Annotated in this window: 15 protein-coding genes; 11 read left to right on the forward strand and 4 right to left on the reverse strand. The window is 68.6% G+C overall.

Annotation, left to right across the window (positions count from 1 at the left end; all coding sequences use genetic code 11):
- Window positions 1–2 precede the first annotated feature (2 nt).
- Window positions 3–542, reverse strand: coding sequence for an Lrp/AsnC family transcriptional regulator (locus AC1DFR_RS14985; RefSeq protein WP_476850369.1), 540 nt, complete (start codon window positions 540–542; stop codon window positions 3–5).
- A 177-nt stretch (window positions 543–719) separates the two neighbouring features.
- On the opposite strand from AC1DFR_RS14985, the gene AC1DFR_RS14990 reads away from it, so the two are divergent.
- Entirely contained in the window at window positions 720–1,958 is a 1,239-nt protein-coding gene (locus AC1DFR_RS14990) for an MFS transporter (RefSeq protein ID WP_476873768.1), read from the forward strand.
- Window positions 1,959–2,021: 63 nt separating this feature from the next.
- Here the strand turns inward: AC1DFR_RS14990 and AC1DFR_RS14995 are convergent, their stop codons facing one another.
- Window positions 2,022–2,519 carry an Lrp/AsnC family transcriptional regulator gene (locus AC1DFR_RS14995; protein ID WP_018773770.1) on the reverse strand — a complete coding sequence of 166 codons (498 nt, stop codon included), beginning with the start codon at window positions 2,517–2,519 and terminating at the stop codon, window positions 2,022–2,024.
- Between the two features lie 133 nt (window positions 2,520–2,652).
- On the opposite strand from AC1DFR_RS14995, the gene AC1DFR_RS15000 reads away from it, so the two are divergent.
- Complete coding sequence (locus AC1DFR_RS15000; protein ID WP_476873769.1) at window positions 2,653–3,816, forward strand: trans-sulfuration enzyme family protein; 1,164 nt, start codon at window positions 2,653–2,655, stop codon at window positions 3,814–3,816.
- A gap of 16 nt (window positions 3,817–3,832) precedes the next feature.
- Here the strand turns inward: AC1DFR_RS15000 and AC1DFR_RS15005 are convergent, their stop codons facing one another.
- Window positions 3,833–5,158: an MFS transporter gene (locus tag AC1DFR_RS15005; RefSeq protein WP_476873770.1), complete on the reverse strand. Its 1,326-nt coding sequence runs from the start codon at window positions 5,156–5,158 to the stop codon at window positions 3,833–3,835.
- 90 nt (window positions 5,159–5,248) lie between these two features.
- Here AC1DFR_RS15005 and AC1DFR_RS15010 point away from each other — a divergent pair, with 90 nt between their 5' ends.
- Entirely contained in the window at window positions 5,249–6,271 is a 1,023-nt protein-coding gene (locus AC1DFR_RS15010) for a LysR family transcriptional regulator (RefSeq protein WP_476873771.1), read from the forward strand.
- Window positions 6,272–6,452: 181 nt separating this feature from the next.
- On the opposite strand, the gene AC1DFR_RS15015 is transcribed toward AC1DFR_RS15010, so the two are convergent.
- Entirely contained in the window at window positions 6,453–7,523 is a 1,071-nt protein-coding gene (locus AC1DFR_RS15015) for a nitronate monooxygenase (RefSeq protein WP_476873772.1), read from the reverse strand.
- A gap of 51 nt (window positions 7,524–7,574) precedes the next feature.
- Between AC1DFR_RS15015 and AC1DFR_RS15020 the strand changes: the two genes are divergently transcribed.
- From AC1DFR_RS15020 to AC1DFR_RS15055, 8 genes are all read left to right on the forward strand, one after another.
- Window positions 7,575–8,513, forward strand: a complete 939-nt coding sequence (locus AC1DFR_RS15020; RefSeq protein WP_476855787.1) for an N-acetylglucosamine kinase — start codon at window positions 7,575–7,577, stop codon at window positions 8,511–8,513.
- Between the two features lie 34 nt (window positions 8,514–8,547).
- Complete coding sequence (locus tag AC1DFR_RS15025) at window positions 8,548–9,003, forward strand: NUDIX hydrolase (protein ID WP_028275721.1); 456 nt, start codon at window positions 8,548–8,550, stop codon at window positions 9,001–9,003.
- 340 nt (window positions 9,004–9,343) lie between these two features.
- On the forward strand, window positions 9,344–10,525 hold the full coding sequence (gene rsgA, locus AC1DFR_RS15030; RefSeq protein ID WP_476873773.1) for a ribosome small subunit-dependent GTPase A: 1,182 nt from the start codon (window positions 9,344–9,346) through the stop codon (window positions 10,523–10,525).
- A gap of 227 nt (window positions 10,526–10,752) precedes the next feature.
- Complete coding sequence (locus AC1DFR_RS15035) at window positions 10,753–11,856, forward strand: ABC transporter ATP-binding protein (protein WP_476858938.1); 1,104 nt, start codon at window positions 10,753–10,755, stop codon at window positions 11,854–11,856.
- On the forward strand, window positions 11,856–12,596 hold the full coding sequence (locus AC1DFR_RS15040; protein WP_230008996.1) for an ABC transporter permease: 741 nt from the start codon (window positions 11,856–11,858) through the stop codon (window positions 12,594–12,596). Before AC1DFR_RS15035 ends, AC1DFR_RS15040 begins: the two co-directional genes overlap by 1 nt.
- On the forward strand, window positions 12,593–13,339 hold the full coding sequence (locus AC1DFR_RS15045) for an ABC transporter permease (protein ID WP_223913873.1): 747 nt from the start codon (window positions 12,593–12,595) through the stop codon (window positions 13,337–13,339). The genes AC1DFR_RS15040 and AC1DFR_RS15045 overlap by 4 nt, the downstream gene beginning before the upstream one ends.
- Window positions 13,336–14,301: an ABC transporter substrate-binding protein gene (locus AC1DFR_RS15050; protein ID WP_223913874.1), complete on the forward strand. Its 966-nt coding sequence runs from the start codon at window positions 13,336–13,338 to the stop codon at window positions 14,299–14,301. Before AC1DFR_RS15045 ends, AC1DFR_RS15050 begins: the two co-directional genes overlap by 4 nt.
- Window positions 14,302–14,432: 131 nt before the next feature.
- Window positions 14,433–15,653: a pyridoxal phosphate-dependent aminotransferase gene (locus AC1DFR_RS15055; RefSeq protein ID WP_079550274.1), complete on the forward strand. Its 1,221-nt coding sequence runs from the start codon at window positions 14,433–14,435 to the stop codon at window positions 15,651–15,653.
- Window positions 15,654–15,675: the final 22 nt, after the last annotated feature.

A 15,675-nucleotide genomic window follows, 5' to 3' on the forward strand; every position in this document is an offset into this window, starting at 1 on the left:
CATTATCCTTTGTCCACCTGGAATTCGGCGGACCCGGCCCGCCGCGACGCGGACCGGCCGGGGGCGAGCGCGTTGCCTTGGGCGAGCCGGCTGATCAGCGGCTCGGTCCGGTACGGGATATGGGTGTGCAGCGCCAGGACGGTCTCGGTGCGGATGACGCCTTTGATCCGAAGGATCGACCGGAGGGCCGCCTGGAGATTGTGCGTATCCGTCGCCACCACCCGGCACCAGACGTCGCCGCGCCCGGAGATCTCGTGGACTTCCAGAACCTGGGCGATCAGCCGCAGGGCCCCCACGACGCCGTCGAGTTCCCGGTGGTTGACCTCGATCGTCACGAAGGCGACGACGTCGTACCCCACCGCCTCCAGATCGATTTCACGGCCGCCGTCGTGCAGCACACCGGAGCGCAGCATGCGCCGCACGCGCGACTGGGCGGTGTTCCGGGCGATGCCCAGGGCGTCACTGAGCTCGCCGATCTGGATCCGCGGATCCCGGATCAGCTCCAGCAGGATCTTCAGGTCGGTGGGGTCCAGACTGTTCAAATCATCACTCCGGTTCACTTGTGCAGTCTGAGAATGACTGTTTTGCTCAATTTTGGCACAGAACTTGGCCATCCAGATCATTGGTATTGCATTCTTTAGGTACCAATCTTTTCGACCGGGCCGTCGGTGTTCCCCACAGGGAACGCATGCGGCCCGATTTCATGCAAGGGCACGGCCATGACAGTCTTTAGCGAACTCCGCATGCGCCCGGCCACAGCTGACCGCTGGGGCTGGGACGCTTCCACCACCGCACGGCTCGTGATGGCCGGGGTTGTGATCTTTACGCTGCTGGTCGGCGCGAATCTTGCGACGCCGCTGTACCCGCTGTTGCAGGCAAAACTTGGAATCACGGCGCTCGATGTCACGGTGGCGTTCTCGGCCTACGTCCTGGCCCTCGTGGCCACACTCGTCCTGGCCGGCCACTGGTCCGATCACATCGGCCGCCGCGCCGCCCTCGTACTGGCAGTGCTGGTGGGCCTGGCCGGCGGCTTTGTCTTCGCCACTGCGGGCAACCTCGTGGCGCTCTCCGCCGGGCGCGCCCTGCAGGGCGTCGCCGTCGCGCTCGCCACCGGGGCCAGCTCGGCTGCCCTGCGCGAGCTGCTGCCCAGCCGGCCGGAGTGGGCCTCACGGTTCACGCTCCTGGCCTCCGCCGGCGGGGTGGCGGCCGGCCCCGCAATCGGCGGAATGCTGTCCCTCCTGCCGGGCCCAACGTCGACGCCGTACTACCTGCACTCCATCGTCCTCGCCGCCGTGCTGGTGCCCCTGTACCTGCTCAAGGCGCGGCCCGCCATCAGCCTGCACGCCGGTCCCCAGACCCTGCGGGTCCTGGCACCGCGGCGGCCCTCGGTCTCCAGCGACGCGCGCGGCGCCTTCTGGCTGGCGTCGTCCGTGGGCTTCCTGAGCTTCACCGTTTTTGGCTTCTGCCTCTCGCTCGCCCCCGGCTATTTCGCCCAGATTGTCCACGCCGATTCGCGGCCGCTGATCGGCCTGCTGGCAGGGCTGACGCTGGGGTCCTCAGCCCTGAGTCAGCTGCTGGCCATCCGGGGACGATTTGCCGTGTCCGCCGGCCTGGCCGTCCTGGGCGTCTCCGTCCTGCTGATCGCCGCGGCCGCCGCCTGGAGCAGCCCGTGGCTGCTGATTCTGGCCAGCATCACTGCCGGCGTGGGGCAGGGCGTGGCCTTCAGGACTGTGTTCAATGACGTTGCCGGCCGGGTGGAGGCCGCGCGGCACGCCCAGATCATCAGCACCGTCTATGTGATCACGTACCTTGGCAGCGCCTTCCCGGTGATCGGGTTGGGGCTCGCGGCCGGGATCGTCGGGCTGCAGAGCGCCGTCGCCGGTTTCGTCACGGTGTGCGCGGCCGCCGCGCTGACGCTGGCGGCCGTTACGCTGCGAGGCGCACTGCGCCGGGGCTAACTGCGCTGGGTCTGACTGCGCTGGGTCTGACTGCGCCGGGTCTAACTGCGCCGGCCGGGCCCGTTAGGGCAGCGGGCCGTGGTTGCCCTGGATGTGGTCGAAGACGAGCGTGGTTTCGGTGTGGCCCACCACGGGGTCGGTGGCCAGGTTGTCCAGAACCCAGTCCCGGAGGTCCTCGGTGGTGGCGACGGCGATGTGCAGCAGGTAGTCCACTGACCCGGACGTGTGGAAGGTCGAGAGCACTGCCGGCAGTTTGGGCACCCGGGCAGTGAAACGGTCGATCTGCTCGCGGTCATGGGCCCGGAGCCGGACCGCAATGAGGGCCTGGACCGAACGCCCGATCGCGGACAGGCTCAGATTGGCCTCGAAGCCCTCGATGATGCCGCGCTCGGACAGGGCGCGGGTGCGCATCAGCGCGGTCGACGGCGCGATCCCCACGAGCTCTGCCAGCTGTTTGTTCGAGATGCGGGCGTCCGCGACGAGGGCAGCGAGCAGGCGCTCGTCGATCGCGTCCAGCGGCTCGCTGGCTCCCGGCCGAACATTCTTCGCGGTGCTGCTCACGGATCCTCCTAGTAGTGTTCTCCGTTCATCATAAACGGCGTTATCCGACAGTTCCATTCAGAACCTCTACAAAAGCGCGAATTATTGCCAGATACTTGCGGAATTCAATGGTGAATATTCGTAAGGAGCAAGGGTGCTTTCTCAAGATTCATTGGCGGTCCACGCAGGCCGGAGCGGGCTCACGGAACTGGGCGTCCACGCGGTGCCCATCGATCTGTCCACGACGGCGCCCCTGCCGTCCGTGCACGACGGAGGCCTTGCCTACGAGCACATGGCCACCGGCGGCTCACATGTGGAGGGGCAAAGCACGGTCTACCAGCGGCTGTGGAACCCCACGGTGGCACGCTTCGAAGAAGGCGTCGCTGTCCTGGAAGGCACGCCCGAGTCTGTCGCCTTTGCCACCGGAATGGCGGCGCTGAGCGCCGTGCTCCTCGCGGTTGTGGCCGCGGGCAAGAAGCACGTTGTCGCCGTGCGCCCGCTGTACGGCGGCAGCGACTACCTTTTGGCCTCCGGCGTCCTTGGCAACGAGGTCACCTTCGCGACGCCGGAGGGCGTCGGCGCCGCCCTCCGGCCGGACACCGGCCTGGTGATCCTCGAGACGCCGGCCAACCCGACCCTCGAGCTGGTGGACATCGCCCGCGTGGCAGCCGCCGCCGACGGTGTGCCGCTCCTGGTGGACAACACCTTCGCCAGCCCGGTACTGCAGCAACCCTTCAAGCACGGCGCGGCCATGGTGCTGCACAGCGCCACGAAGTTCCTGGGCGGCCACGGGGACGCTATGGGCGGCGTGGTGGCCGCAGGCTCTGAATGGGCAGTGCGCCTGCGCCAGATCCGGGCCGTGACCGGCGGCATCCTGACCCCGTGGCCGGCGTACCTGCTGCACCGCGGGCTGGCAACGCTCCCGGTCCGGGTCCGCGCCCAGCAGGCCGGCGCCGAAAAAATCGCGGTTGCCCTGGCAGGGCACGGGCTCGTGAGGCGGGTTTACTACCCGGGACTGGCCGAATGCGACCCGCAGGGCCTGGTGGGCACACAGATGTCCGGGCCGGGATCGCTCATGGCCTTCGAACTCGCCAGCGCCGAGCACGCCGAGCGGATCCCGGCCGCCGTCGGCATGATCACCCACGCCGTGTCCCTCGGCGGGATTGATACCCTCATCCAGCACCCGGCCGGCCTGACCCACCGGCCGGTCGAAGCCGCGGCCAAGCCGCACGCGAACCTGCTGCGGATCTCGGTGGGGCTGGAGGACCCGGCCGACATCGTCGCCGACCTCGTGCAGGCGATCGAGGCAACGCAGTAGCCCGAGGGTCCGGTGCCTAGCCCGATGCCGTGACCCTGCCGGCGGCCGCGGTGCCGGTTGCGGGCACCGGCGCGGGATGCGCGACGGCGGTGATTGCCGCCGTCGCGCCGGCCAGTCCGATGACCGTCAGCGCAAGGGCCGTCCAGCCGAACCGCTGGAAGACCAGGCCGCCGGCCCAGCCAAGCACGCTGGAGCCGAGGTAGTAGGCAAGGTTGTACAGCGAGGCGGCCTGCGCCCGGCCCGTCGTGGCGATCAGCCCGGTCCAGCCGGATCCGATGCTGTGTGCCGCGAAGAAGCCGCCCGTGAACAGCAGCAATCCCGCCAGGATCGCGGCCAGCTGTTCCGTGAGCGTCAGGGCCAGGCCGCCTGCCATCAGTGCGGTGCCGGCGATCAGGACGGTGCGCCGGCCGAACCGCGACGTCAGGCCCGCTGCCCAGCGCGCCGAGACGGTTCCGGAGAGGTAGGCCAGGAAGATCAGGCTGATCGCGGTGGCGGGCAGGCTGAACGGCTCCCCTGACAGCCGGAATCCGAGGTAGTTGTAGACGGCCACGAAACCGCCCATGAGCAGGAATGCCTGGATGTACAGGGCCAGGAGCCGGGGATTGCGGCCATGGCCGGCCAGCGTGCGAAAGGCCCCGCGGAAGCCGCCCGCGGCCGCGGCGGTGAAGCCCTTGGCCCGGGGCACCAGAACAAGGAACAGGACTGCCGCTCCGCTAGCCAGAACGGAGACCGCCAGGGCCGCGGCCCGCCAGCCCCACAGTTCACCCGCGGGCCCGGCGACCAGCCGGCCGGCCAGGCCGCCCAGGGTGGTCCCGGCGACATAGCTCCCGGCGGCGACGGCGGCGTGGGCCTTGTTGACCTCCTCGTTGAGATACGCGATCGCGATCGCCGGGATGCCGCCGAGGGCCATTCCCTCCAGCATCCGCAGGCACAGCAGCACGGGGAAGCTGGGGGCCAGGGGGACCAGCAGGCCCAGGACGGTGGCCGCTGAGATGCCCCACATCATTGCCCGGACCCGGCCGATCCGGTCGGCCAGGAAGGACCAGGGGAGCACCGTCAGGGCCAGCCCTACCGTTGCCAGGGAGATGGTCAGCGCGGCCTCGGCGGCCGAGACGCGAAGATCCGCCGCCAGGAGCGGGAGCACCGCCTGGGTGGAGTAGAGCTGGGCGAAGGTTGCGACGCCGGCAAAGGCAAGCCCGGCGAGGATCCGGCGGTAGGCCGTGGAGCCCTTCGGATGGCCAGCCCATGCGGCAGCGTTGGCTGCAGAATCAGCTGCGAGATTGGCTGCGTCCTTGGCCGCGGGGCGTGGGCCGGTGCCGGTGGGTGCGGAAATGCGTGGCATACCTTCAGGCTAAAGCCTGCCCGAGGGATGCTTCCAATGCATGATTTCCATAGAATAGATAGCAAATATGGATCAGTGTCGGAGGGGAACATGGACGTCGAACACAGGCAGCTCGTGCAGCTGCTGCCCCTGCTGCCGATGCTGGCGGAACTGGGGCGGACGGAGCACATTACCGAGACGGCCGAGCTCCTGGGCCTGCCGCAGTCGACCGTGAGCCGTTCCATTGCGCGGGCCAGCGCCATCGTGGGGACGGAGCTGCTGATCCGGGACGGCCGGGGCGTGCGGTTGACGCCCGCGGCGAAGGCGCTCATGCCCCACATCGAGGCCGCCCTGGCCGAATTCCAGACGGGGCTGGACAGCGTCAGGCACGAGTCGGAGGTGGTCCGCGGCCGGATCGCCGTATCGTTCCAGCACACCTTCGGCGAGGCAATGCTGCCGCTGCTCATCAGTGCTTTCCGGAGCAGGCACCCGCAGACTGCCTTTGACCTCAGCCAGGGTGCACGGGACGGCTGCCTCGCGGAACTGGCCGCGGGCTCCGCCGACGTGGCGCTCACGGCACCCGTTGCCACACCCAGCAAGCGAATCGGTTCGGCCGCGCTGTACCGCGAACCGTTGCGCCTGGTGGTCCACCACCGGCATGCCCTGGCCGGCCGCCGTCGGGCCAAGGTTGCCGAGATCCGGCAGGAGCCCTTCGTAGCGATGGGGTCCGGCTACGGCATGCGCTCGCTGACCGACGCGTTGTTCCGGGAGGCGGGGTTCCGCCCGCGCATTGCCTTCGAGAGCCAGGACTCGCACACCGTCCGCGGCCTCGTCTCGGCCGGGCTCGGCGTCAGCATTCTGCCGCCCGGCGGCTCCGCACCCGGCAGAGCCGCACAAAACAGCCACCACCCGTCGCGGGGCACCGAAGCCGACGACGGCGGACCGGGCTGGGTTGAGATTCCCCTGGATTCAGTCCTGGCGTTCCGCGAGATCGGCCTCGCTTGGCGGGAGCCGGTTTCGCGGAATGCCGTGGCCGATGCCGAGTCCGATCCCGTGCGCTTGTTCCGCGAATTCGTGCTCCGCGACGGTCCGGCGCTCCTGGCAGGCTTCGTGCGCGAACGCTCGGCAGGCTGAGCCGGGCCGGTGCGCTGAGGCCGAGCCGGAGCCGGTCCGCTCAGGCCGGAACGCTCAGGTCGCCGGTTGGCGCCGAGGTCGCCGTAAGGTGACGGCGGTTTGGCACGTTTCCGGCGACTTCGGAGTTCGGCCAGGTCCGGCCGGATTCCGATGGTGGGGGTCGGCGGGGGGTCGGCGGCGGTCAGCGGCCGGCGAGCAGCCCTCGCACGACGCCGGCCACGGGTCCGGCTTGTGCCTTCTGCCAGCCCGTGCCCGCCCACAGGTTCAGGCGTTCCGCGTCGCCGGCTGCGGTGGCCGCGGCCCGGATGGGCGCGGTGAGGTGGTGGACGGCAGGGTAGGCCTCCGGCGCCTCGGGGTGGTCGCGGACGAATTCGTTCTCCAGGGCCCGGGCCTGCCGGCCGGTGAAGGCGCGTGTCAGCCGGGTTCGGGTGAAGTGCGGATCGGCCAGGGCATCTTTGTGCAGCTGCTTGGCGCCGCTTTGGTCAGTGCGGAGAAATGCGGTGCCGAGCTGGGCTGCGACGGCCCCGGCACGCAGCACGGCGTCCAGCCCGGCCGCATCCATGATGCCGCCCGCAGCCACCAGCGGAAGGTCGACGACGGACCGCACCTCGGCGAGCAGCTCCGCCGTCGTGCCGCCCGGCTGCGCAGTTGTGCCGCCCGGCTCCGCTGTGTAAGCCGGTTGCGGCTCCGGGGCCGGAAGGAACGCTGCGCTGTGTCCGCCGGCGCTCGTGTGCTGCACGACGAGGGCGTCCACGCCTTGCCCTGCCGCCTGCACGGCCTCGGCCGCGGTGGTGACAGTGGCCAGCACCGCCGACCCCGCCCGCTGCAGGGCCCGAACGACGTCCGGGCCGGGCAGCCCGAACGCGAAACTGACCAGCTCCACGGGCTCTGAGAGCAGGGCATCGATCTTTCCCTGCCATTCGTCGTCGTCGTCGAGCCGCAACTGCGGAAGCTGGACGCCGTAGCGCCGGGCGTCGGGGCGCAGCTGCTGCCGGTAATCCTCGAGTTCCGCCAGCACCGCCGCGGAGGGTGGCAGCTGGGCCGGATCCGGGACAAACACATTCATGCCGAACCGGGCGCCGGACTCCCGGATGGTGCGGATTTCCGCCTGCATGGCCGCCACGCTCTTGTAGCCGGCCGCGAGGAAGCCCAGCCCGCCAGCCCGGTGTACGGCTTCGACGAAGGCCGGTGTGGAGGTGCCGCCGGCCATGGGCGCCGCGATGACGGGTGTGCCGAAAAGATCGTGGGGCATTGCGGGCTCCTTGCAGCGATTCAGTAACCTGTTCCAGTGACTAACACTGATATGCCGCCGGCGGCGGACTCCGTTCCATCTTCCACCACGCCATCTGCCACGGCGAGGACAGGTGCCGTGATCGGACTGGACATCGGCGGCACCAAAACCCGGGGCGTCAGGTTCGAGGACGGCGCGCCCGTTGCCGATGAATCGGTGGGCAGCTCCAATGTCCAGAACGTCAGCCCCGAGGAAGCCGCCTTCAACCTCGCGGAACTCTTCGCCAGGATCGGCGGGGGAGACGTCGCCCAGGTCTACGCCGGAGCCGGCGGCATCGACACCGATGACGACGCCGCGGCGCTCGCGGCACTGATTGCCCCGCACGTGCCCGGTGCCCGGATCACGGTGGTCCACGACTCCCGGCTGCTGCTTGCCGCAGGCGGTGCCAGCACCGGCGTCGCGGTCATCGCCGGCACCGGATCGGCCGCGTGGGGCAAGAACGGCCGCGGCGAGGAGGCCCGGGCCGGGGGCTGGGGCTACCTGCTCGGCGACGAGGGCAGCGGCTACTGGCTGGGCCGGGAGGCAGTCCGCCACAGCCTGCGCCGGATGAACCAGGGGCTGGAACCCGACGAACTCTCCACTGCCCTGCTGGCATCCTGCGGGGTGGATGACCCGAACAAGCTGATCGCCATGTTCCACTCGCCCGAGACCGGGCGCCGGTTCTGGGCCCAGCAGGCCCGTCTCGTGGTGGAGGCTGCAGACGCCGGGCATGCGCCGAGCCGGGCCCTCATGGAGCAGGCCGGGCGCGACCTCGCCGACCTCGCCGCGCAGACCGTCCGGCAGCTCGGCATCGAGGGCCCCGTCATCCTGGGCGGCGGACTCGGCATGAACGTGCCGGGGCTCCAGGAGTCGTTCCGCACGGCACTGGCCGCCGCGGGGATCACCGATGTCCGGGTCCTGGCGCAGGAGCCGGTGTTCGGGGTGCTGCAGCTGGTGGCGGAACAGGAGTAGGCGGAGGCAATCCTCCGGCCACTACGCTGGGGGGATGAGCATGCAATTCGACACCCGGCCCGCCGCCTACGCCGTCATAATCCGGGATGCCGGGATCCTCCTGGCGTACTGGAAGCAGGACGGCCGCGAGGGCTGGACGCTGCCCGGCGGCGGCCTGGACCTGGCTGAACACCCGGTGGACGGGTGCCGACGCGAGATTCACGAGGAAACCGGTTACGACGCCGAGGTCGGCGCCATGCTGGGGATCGACGTCGGGCACTGGCCGTCCGAAGTCCGGCTCGACGGCGGCGTACGGGACTTCCAGTCGCTCCGGCTGGTCTACGAGGCGACGATCACGGGCGGGGAACTGCGTCACGAAGTGAACGGCAGCACCACCCACGCGGCCTGGATTCCACTGGATGAGGTGGCGCAGCTAAACCGGGTCTCGCTCGTGGATGCCGGGCTGCGTCTGTACCGTGAGCGGCCGCTGAACGGAAAACTTTCCGGCTAAACCGCTGGCCAGGCACGGGCACCATCGCTATCCTGTAGAAACCGCCGGCCGCAGCAGACCGGCAATTGACGGGGAGGTGGAAGCAATGAATGCGATATTTCTGAGCGCGCAGCGCACCGATACAAGCAATGTCATTACTCCTGCCCCGTCCCACGGCGCAGCCTAGCCATCGAGCGCTAGTCTCCGCGCGCGGCATCCAAACCGCCGCAGCCCGCAATGCGCCGCACCACGGGGCCCCACCAAAGGGTTTTCGTTGACCATTTATCCTGCATCCCGGGGCGCCGGCAGCGCCCTCATTACCAATTCATCCGAACCTCATTTATCTGTGCCTCATACGTCCGTGCCTCATACGGCCGTGCCCTCCGATGAGGCTGGCCCCGAAGGTCCTGTCCTCTACGGCTACACGGCCGGCGTCGCCGAGCGGTTCGCGGCCCAGCCGGTGCCGGGCGGCGACCGCCCTGGCCGCGTCATCCGGGTGGACCGCAACCTCGTCCTGGTGGCCGAGGGCGGCGGAACCGCCCACCTGCCCTACCCGCGCGGCGGGGAGCTTCCCGCCACCGGGGACTGGGTCTGGCTGGGTCCGAACGCGGCGGGGGAGCCCGCCATCGTGGGCATCCTGCCCCGCCACTCGGAGCTGAGCCGCAAGCGTGCCTTCGAGGCCTCGTCCGAGGCGCAGGTCCTTGGCGCCAACATGGACGTCGTCGGGATCGTCGTTCCGGTGGATCGTCCGCTCACGCACAACCGGCTCGAACGGACCCTGGTTGCGGCGTGGGACTCCGGTGCCACGCCGCTCGTGATCATCACGAAGGCGGACATTGTGGACCTCGCGGACGACGTCGTGGCGACGGTCGTGCGCCAGGCAGCCGGCGTCGACGTCGTCACCACCTCTGCCGAGAACGGCGATGGCCTCGACGAAGTGCTGGGCCATCTGCCGCCCGGCGGCACGCTGGTGCTGCTGGGGCCCTCTGGCGCCGGAAAATCCACGCTCATCAATGCCCTCGCCGGCGTCCCGGCCCAGGAGACGGGGGCAGTGCGGGCGGGCGACGGCAAGGGCAGGCACACCACCACGTCCCGCGCGCTCGTTCCCCTGCCCGGCGGCGCCGTCCTGATGGACACGCCGGGGGTGCGCGGCTTCGGGGTCTTCGACGCCGAGGGAGGAATGGAGGAGATGTTCGGCGACCTCGAAGAGCTCTTCGAGCACTGCCGCTTCTCGGACTGCGCGCACGGCCGGGAACCCGGCTGTGCCGTGCAGGCGGCGCTCGCCGACGGCGTACTGGAGGACCGCCGGTGGGCCAGCTACCTGAAGCTGCAACGCGAACTCGCCGCCCTGGCGCGCCGCCACGACGCGGCCGCGCGGCGCGCCTACCAGCGGGAATGGCACCAGAAGATCGTCGTAGCGGGCAAGAGCCAGCGGTCAGCCGAACGGGACAACCACGAGAACGCGCACGGCGGCGGAAAGAGCCGCCAGGACGGAAATAGCAGAAACACCAGTGGCGCGAAGGGTGCGCGGCGGCCCCGCTGAAGCACACCGCCGGGTGAGACAAGGGCCGCGGTGGCGCGCCGGAAGGATTTCCGGCGCGCCACCCATCCAAAATCGTTGTGCTTCCGAAGCCTTACGGGAGCCCCGCGCCGCTGACATAGTCCGGGGTGCTGGTTAGTCTATGAGCTAACTGCTTTATGGCCAGCACACTGACGAAACCGTGCGCTGGCCCGACCAATGTTGCCGCCAACAGTTAGGTAAGCCCGGAAATGGCCGAAGCCATGATCGAGTTCCAGAACGTCACCAAGCAGTACCAGGGCGGTCAGGCCGCCGTTGACGGGCTGACCATGTCCATCGATAAGGGCGCCATCACTGTCTTCGTCGGACCCTCCGGCTGCGGTAAGACCACGTCCCTGCGGATGATCAACCGCATGGTGGAGCCCACGTCCGGCGTCATCACCGTGGACGGGGCCGATGTCACTTCAGTCCCTGCCGCGCAGCTGCGGCGGTCCATGGGCTACGTCATGCAGTCCTCCGGGTTGATGCCGCACCGCTCCGTGCTGGACAACATCGCCACCGTTCCCCGGCTCAACGGCGTGTCCAAAGCCGACGCCCGCAAGCGCGCCCAGGAACTGCTCGACGTCGTCGGGCTGGCCTCCTCGCTCGGCAAGCGGTACCCGTCCCAGCTCTCGGGCGGACAGCAGCAGCGCGTGGGCGTGGCCCGGGCACTCGCGGCCGATCCTCCGGTGCTGCTCATGGACGAGCCCTTCAGCGCCGTGGACCCGGTGGTCCGCGACGAACTCCAGAAGGAGCTCCTCCGGCTCCAGCATGACCTGGCCAAGACGATCGTCTTCGTCACTCATGACATCGACGAGGCCACCGTCCTGGGCGACAAAGTGGCCGTGTTCGCCGTCGGCGGCAAGCTGGCGCAGTACGCCGCCCCGGCGGAGATCCTGCGGGCCCCGGCGAACGAGTTCGTGGCCTCCTTCGTGGGCCGTGACCGCGGGTTCCGGCACCTTGCGTTCAGCCCCTCGGACGGTGTCACCATCCACCCCGTCCCCACTCTCACGCCCGATCAGCTCAGGGGTGAGGGCAGCTCCGATGAATGGCAGCTGGTGGTCGACGACGCTCTCCGGCCCCTGGGCTGGGCCGGGCCCCGCAGCGCCACCGGAACCGCCCCGGCGATGGTTCCCGGAGGCTCCCTGTTCCGGAAGGGGGACACGCTCCGCCGGGCACTGGACGCGGCCCTGTCCTCACCCTCGGGCCTCGGCGTCGCCGTGGACGACGACGGCCGGGTGGCCGGAGTCATCGGAGCCGCCGAAGTCCTCGCCGTCATCGAGTCAGACCGCAACGTCCGGCACGGAGGGCTCTGATGGAGTGGTTCCTGGCCAACAGGGCCGAAGTCTTCAGCCTCGCCGGCCAGCACCTCATCCTGGCCATCCTGCCGATGGTGTTCGGGGTCCTCATAGCCGTTCCGCTGGCCCAGCTCGCCCGGCAGAGCCGCGGGCTCCGGTCCTTGGTGCTCACCGGGTCCTCGCTGCTGTACACGATCCCCTCGCTGGCGCTTTTCATCATCCTGCCGACCATCCTCGGAACCCGGATCCTGGATCCGGTCAACGTGGTGGTGGCCCTGACCATCTACGCCATCGCCCTGCTGGTGCGCGCCACGCTGGATGCCTTCGACTCGGTGGACGAGGACCTGCGGCAGGCCGCCGTCGCCATGGGGTTCAAACCCTTCGCCCGCTTCATGCAGATCGACCTGCCGCTGTCCTTGCCGGTGCTGTTCGCCGGGCTGCGCGTGGTCTCGGTCAGCAATATCTCGCTGGTCAGCGTCGCGGCACTGCTCGGCATCGGCAACCTCGGAATGCTCTTCACCTCCGGCCTCCAGCGTGACTTCGTCACCGAAGTGGTGGTGGGCATCATCGCCATCCTTCTCCTGGCGCTGCTGATGGACGCCGTCCTGGTGCTGCTTGAACGGCTGCTGACGCCCTGGACCCGGGCCGCGGCGGCCACGGGTGGCGGCACCGGTTCGGGAGCGGGCCCGGACAGGACTGGCCCCGCCGCGGCGGCGATGCGGTTTTCGCGTCCCAAGACCGGAGGGGGAAACGCGTGAATAACGTCGTCACGGACACCTTTGCCTGGCTCAGCGATCCGGAGAACTGGTCCGGCAGTGCCGGAATCCCGGTGCGCCTGGCCGAACACCTGTTCTACACGGGCCTGGTGATGGTGATCGCCATCGCCATCGCCGTCCCGATCGGCCTGTTCGTCGGGCATACCGGCCGCGGGCGGGTTGCGATCGTGTCAGTCGCGGGCGCGCTGCGCGCCCTGCCCACCCTCGGCTTGCTCACCTTGTTCGTCCTGCTCGCCGGCATCGGGCTGATGCCGCCGATCTGGGCTCTCGTGATCCTGACCGTGCCGCCGCTGCTCGCCGGCACCTACGCCGGAATCTCCAGCGTCGACCGCAATGTGGTGGATGCCGCCCGCGCCATGGGCATGACCGAGTGGCAGGTCCTGTTCCGGGCGGAATTCCCGAACGCGCTGCCGGTGATGTACGGCGGGTTCCGGACCGGGGTGCTCCAGGTGATCGCCACCGTTTCCGTGGTCGCCTACATCAACCTGGGCGGCCTGGGCCGTTACCTGTTCGACGGGCTCGTGCTCTCCGACTTCCCGCAAATGCTGGGAGGCTCGCTGCTGATCGCCGCCCTTGCCATCAGCGTCGACCTTATCCTTGCCCTTATTCAGAGGCTGTTCCTGTCACGGGGCGCCTCATCCAAGCCGAACCGCAGCCAGCAGGCTGCGGTTGATCTCACAGACCCCGTGATCGCGGAGACTGTTGTTCAAGGAGGTACGTCATGAAGGAATCCCGCCAACGAGGCCTTGGCCGGCGCGCATTCGGCGGCCTGGCCGTCGGCGTCGGCCTGGCCATGGCCCTGTCCGCCTGCGGAGGCTCGTCAAACCCGCTGAGCTCGGCCCCGGCCAGCAGCGGTGCCGCCTCCGGTTCCGGCGGTGCCCTGGTGATCGGGTCGGCTGATTTCCCCGAGAGCCAGATCCTGGCCGAGGTCTACGCCGGTGCCCTGAACGCCGCGGGCGTCACCGCCAGCACCAAGCCGAACATCGGCTCGCGCGAGGTCTACATCAAAGCAGTCCAGGACGGCTCGGTGGACGTTGTTCCCGACTACAGCGGCAACCTGCTGCTGTATGTAAACAAGGACGCCACCGAGGTCTCCGCCGAAGACATCGCGAAGGCACTCCCGACCAAGCTCCCGCAGGGCCTGGCCGTGCTCGATGCCTCCAAGGCTGAGGACAAGGACGCCATGGTGGTCACCAAGGCCACGGCCGAGAAGCACCAGCTGAAGTCCATCGAAGACATGGCGAAGGTCTGCGGCGATCTCGTCATCGGCGCCCCGGCGACCTTCGCCGAGCGCGCCTACGGCCTGCCGGGCCTGGCGAAGAACTACAACTGCGTGCCTAAGAAACTCGAGCCGTTCAGCGACGGCGGCGGCGCCGTCACGCTCAAGGCGCTGCTCTCGGACCAGGTCCAGGTCGCAGACATCTACACCACCACCCCGTCCATCCCGGACAACGACCTCGTGGTGCTGGAGGATCCGAAGAACAACTTCATCGCCCAGCAGGTGCTGCCGCTGTACAACTCGGCCAAGATGACGGACAAGGCAAAGGAAACGCTCAACGCAGTGTCCAAGGTCCTCACCACGGAAGACCTCATCAACCTCAACCGTGCCGTGAGCGGCAGCCAGAAGCAGAACCCGAAAGATGCCGCCGACGCGTGGCTGAAGGAAAAGGGCCTCGCCCAGCAGTAGGCCACTGGCGACCCTGCGACGCCGGTGTCCGGGCTTACAGCCCGGGCACCGGCGTCGTTGTTGTTACTGCGGCGCCCGCGTGTGAGTCATGTCTCAGCGGAAGTACATCCTCCATATGGCATATTTGATGAATGGCAGAATTCAAGCAGTCCACCAAGCTTCATAATGTCCTTTACGACATCCGTGGACCGATTCTTCAGGCCGCCCAGCAGATGGAGGCGGAGGGTCATCGCATCCTCAAACTGAACATCGGAAACCCGGCCCCGTTCGGGTTTGAAGCGCCGGACGCGATCCTGGTGGACATGATCCGCCACCTGCCGCATGCCCAGGGCTACAGCGACTCGCGCGGCATTTTTTCGGCCCGCACCGCCGTCTCGCAGTACTACCAGACCCGCGGGATCCAGAACATCCACGTGGATGACATCTACCTCGGCAACGGCGTCAGCGAACTGATCACAATGTCGCTCATGGCCCTGCTCGACGACGGCGATGAGGTCCTCATCCCCACCCCGGACTACCCGCTGTGGACGGCCTCGGTTGCCCTGGCCGGCGGGAAACCCGTGCACTACCTCTGCGACGAGGAATCCGGCTGGCAGCCCGACCTCGAGGACATGGAAGCGAAGATCACGCCGCGCACCAAGGGCATCGTGGTCATCAACCCGAACAACCCGACAGGTGCGGTGTACCCGAAGGCGACGCTGAAGAAGATCGTTGCCCTCGCGGAGAAACACGGCCTGGTGCTCTTCGCCGACGAGATCTACGAGAAGATCCTCTACGAAGACGCGGTACACGTAAACCTCGCCTCGCTCACCGGCGACGATGTCCTGTGCCTGACCTTCAGCGGGCTCTCCAAGGCCTACCGGGTCTGCGGCTTCCGGGCCGGCTGGATGGCCATCTCCGGGCCGAAAAAGGCCGCCGCGGACTACCTCGAGGGCATCAACCTGCTAGCCAACATGCGCCTCTGCGCCAATGTGCCGGCCCAGCACGCCATCCAGACCGCCCTCGGCGGCTACCAGAGCATCAACGACCTCATCCTGCCCGGCGGGCGCCTCCTGGAACAGCGGAACAAGGCCTATGACATGCTCAACGCCATCCCGGGCGTCAGCACGCAGCAGGCGCGCGGGGCCATGTATCTGTTCCCGAAGCTGGACCCCGAGGTCTACCACATCCGCGACGACGAGAAATTTGTCCTGGACCTGCTCCGCGAGCAGAAGATCCTGCTGTCCCACGGAAGGGCGTTCAACTGGGTCCGGCCGGACCACTTCCGGATGGTGACGCTGCCGAACGTCAAGGACCTCGAGGAAGCAATCAACCGCATGGCGGACTTCCTGAGCCGGTATAAGGGGAACTAGGCTTCGGTCAGCAGCGGAGCTC

It is taken from the genome of Arthrobacter sp. 05T410 (assembly GCF_056396505.1).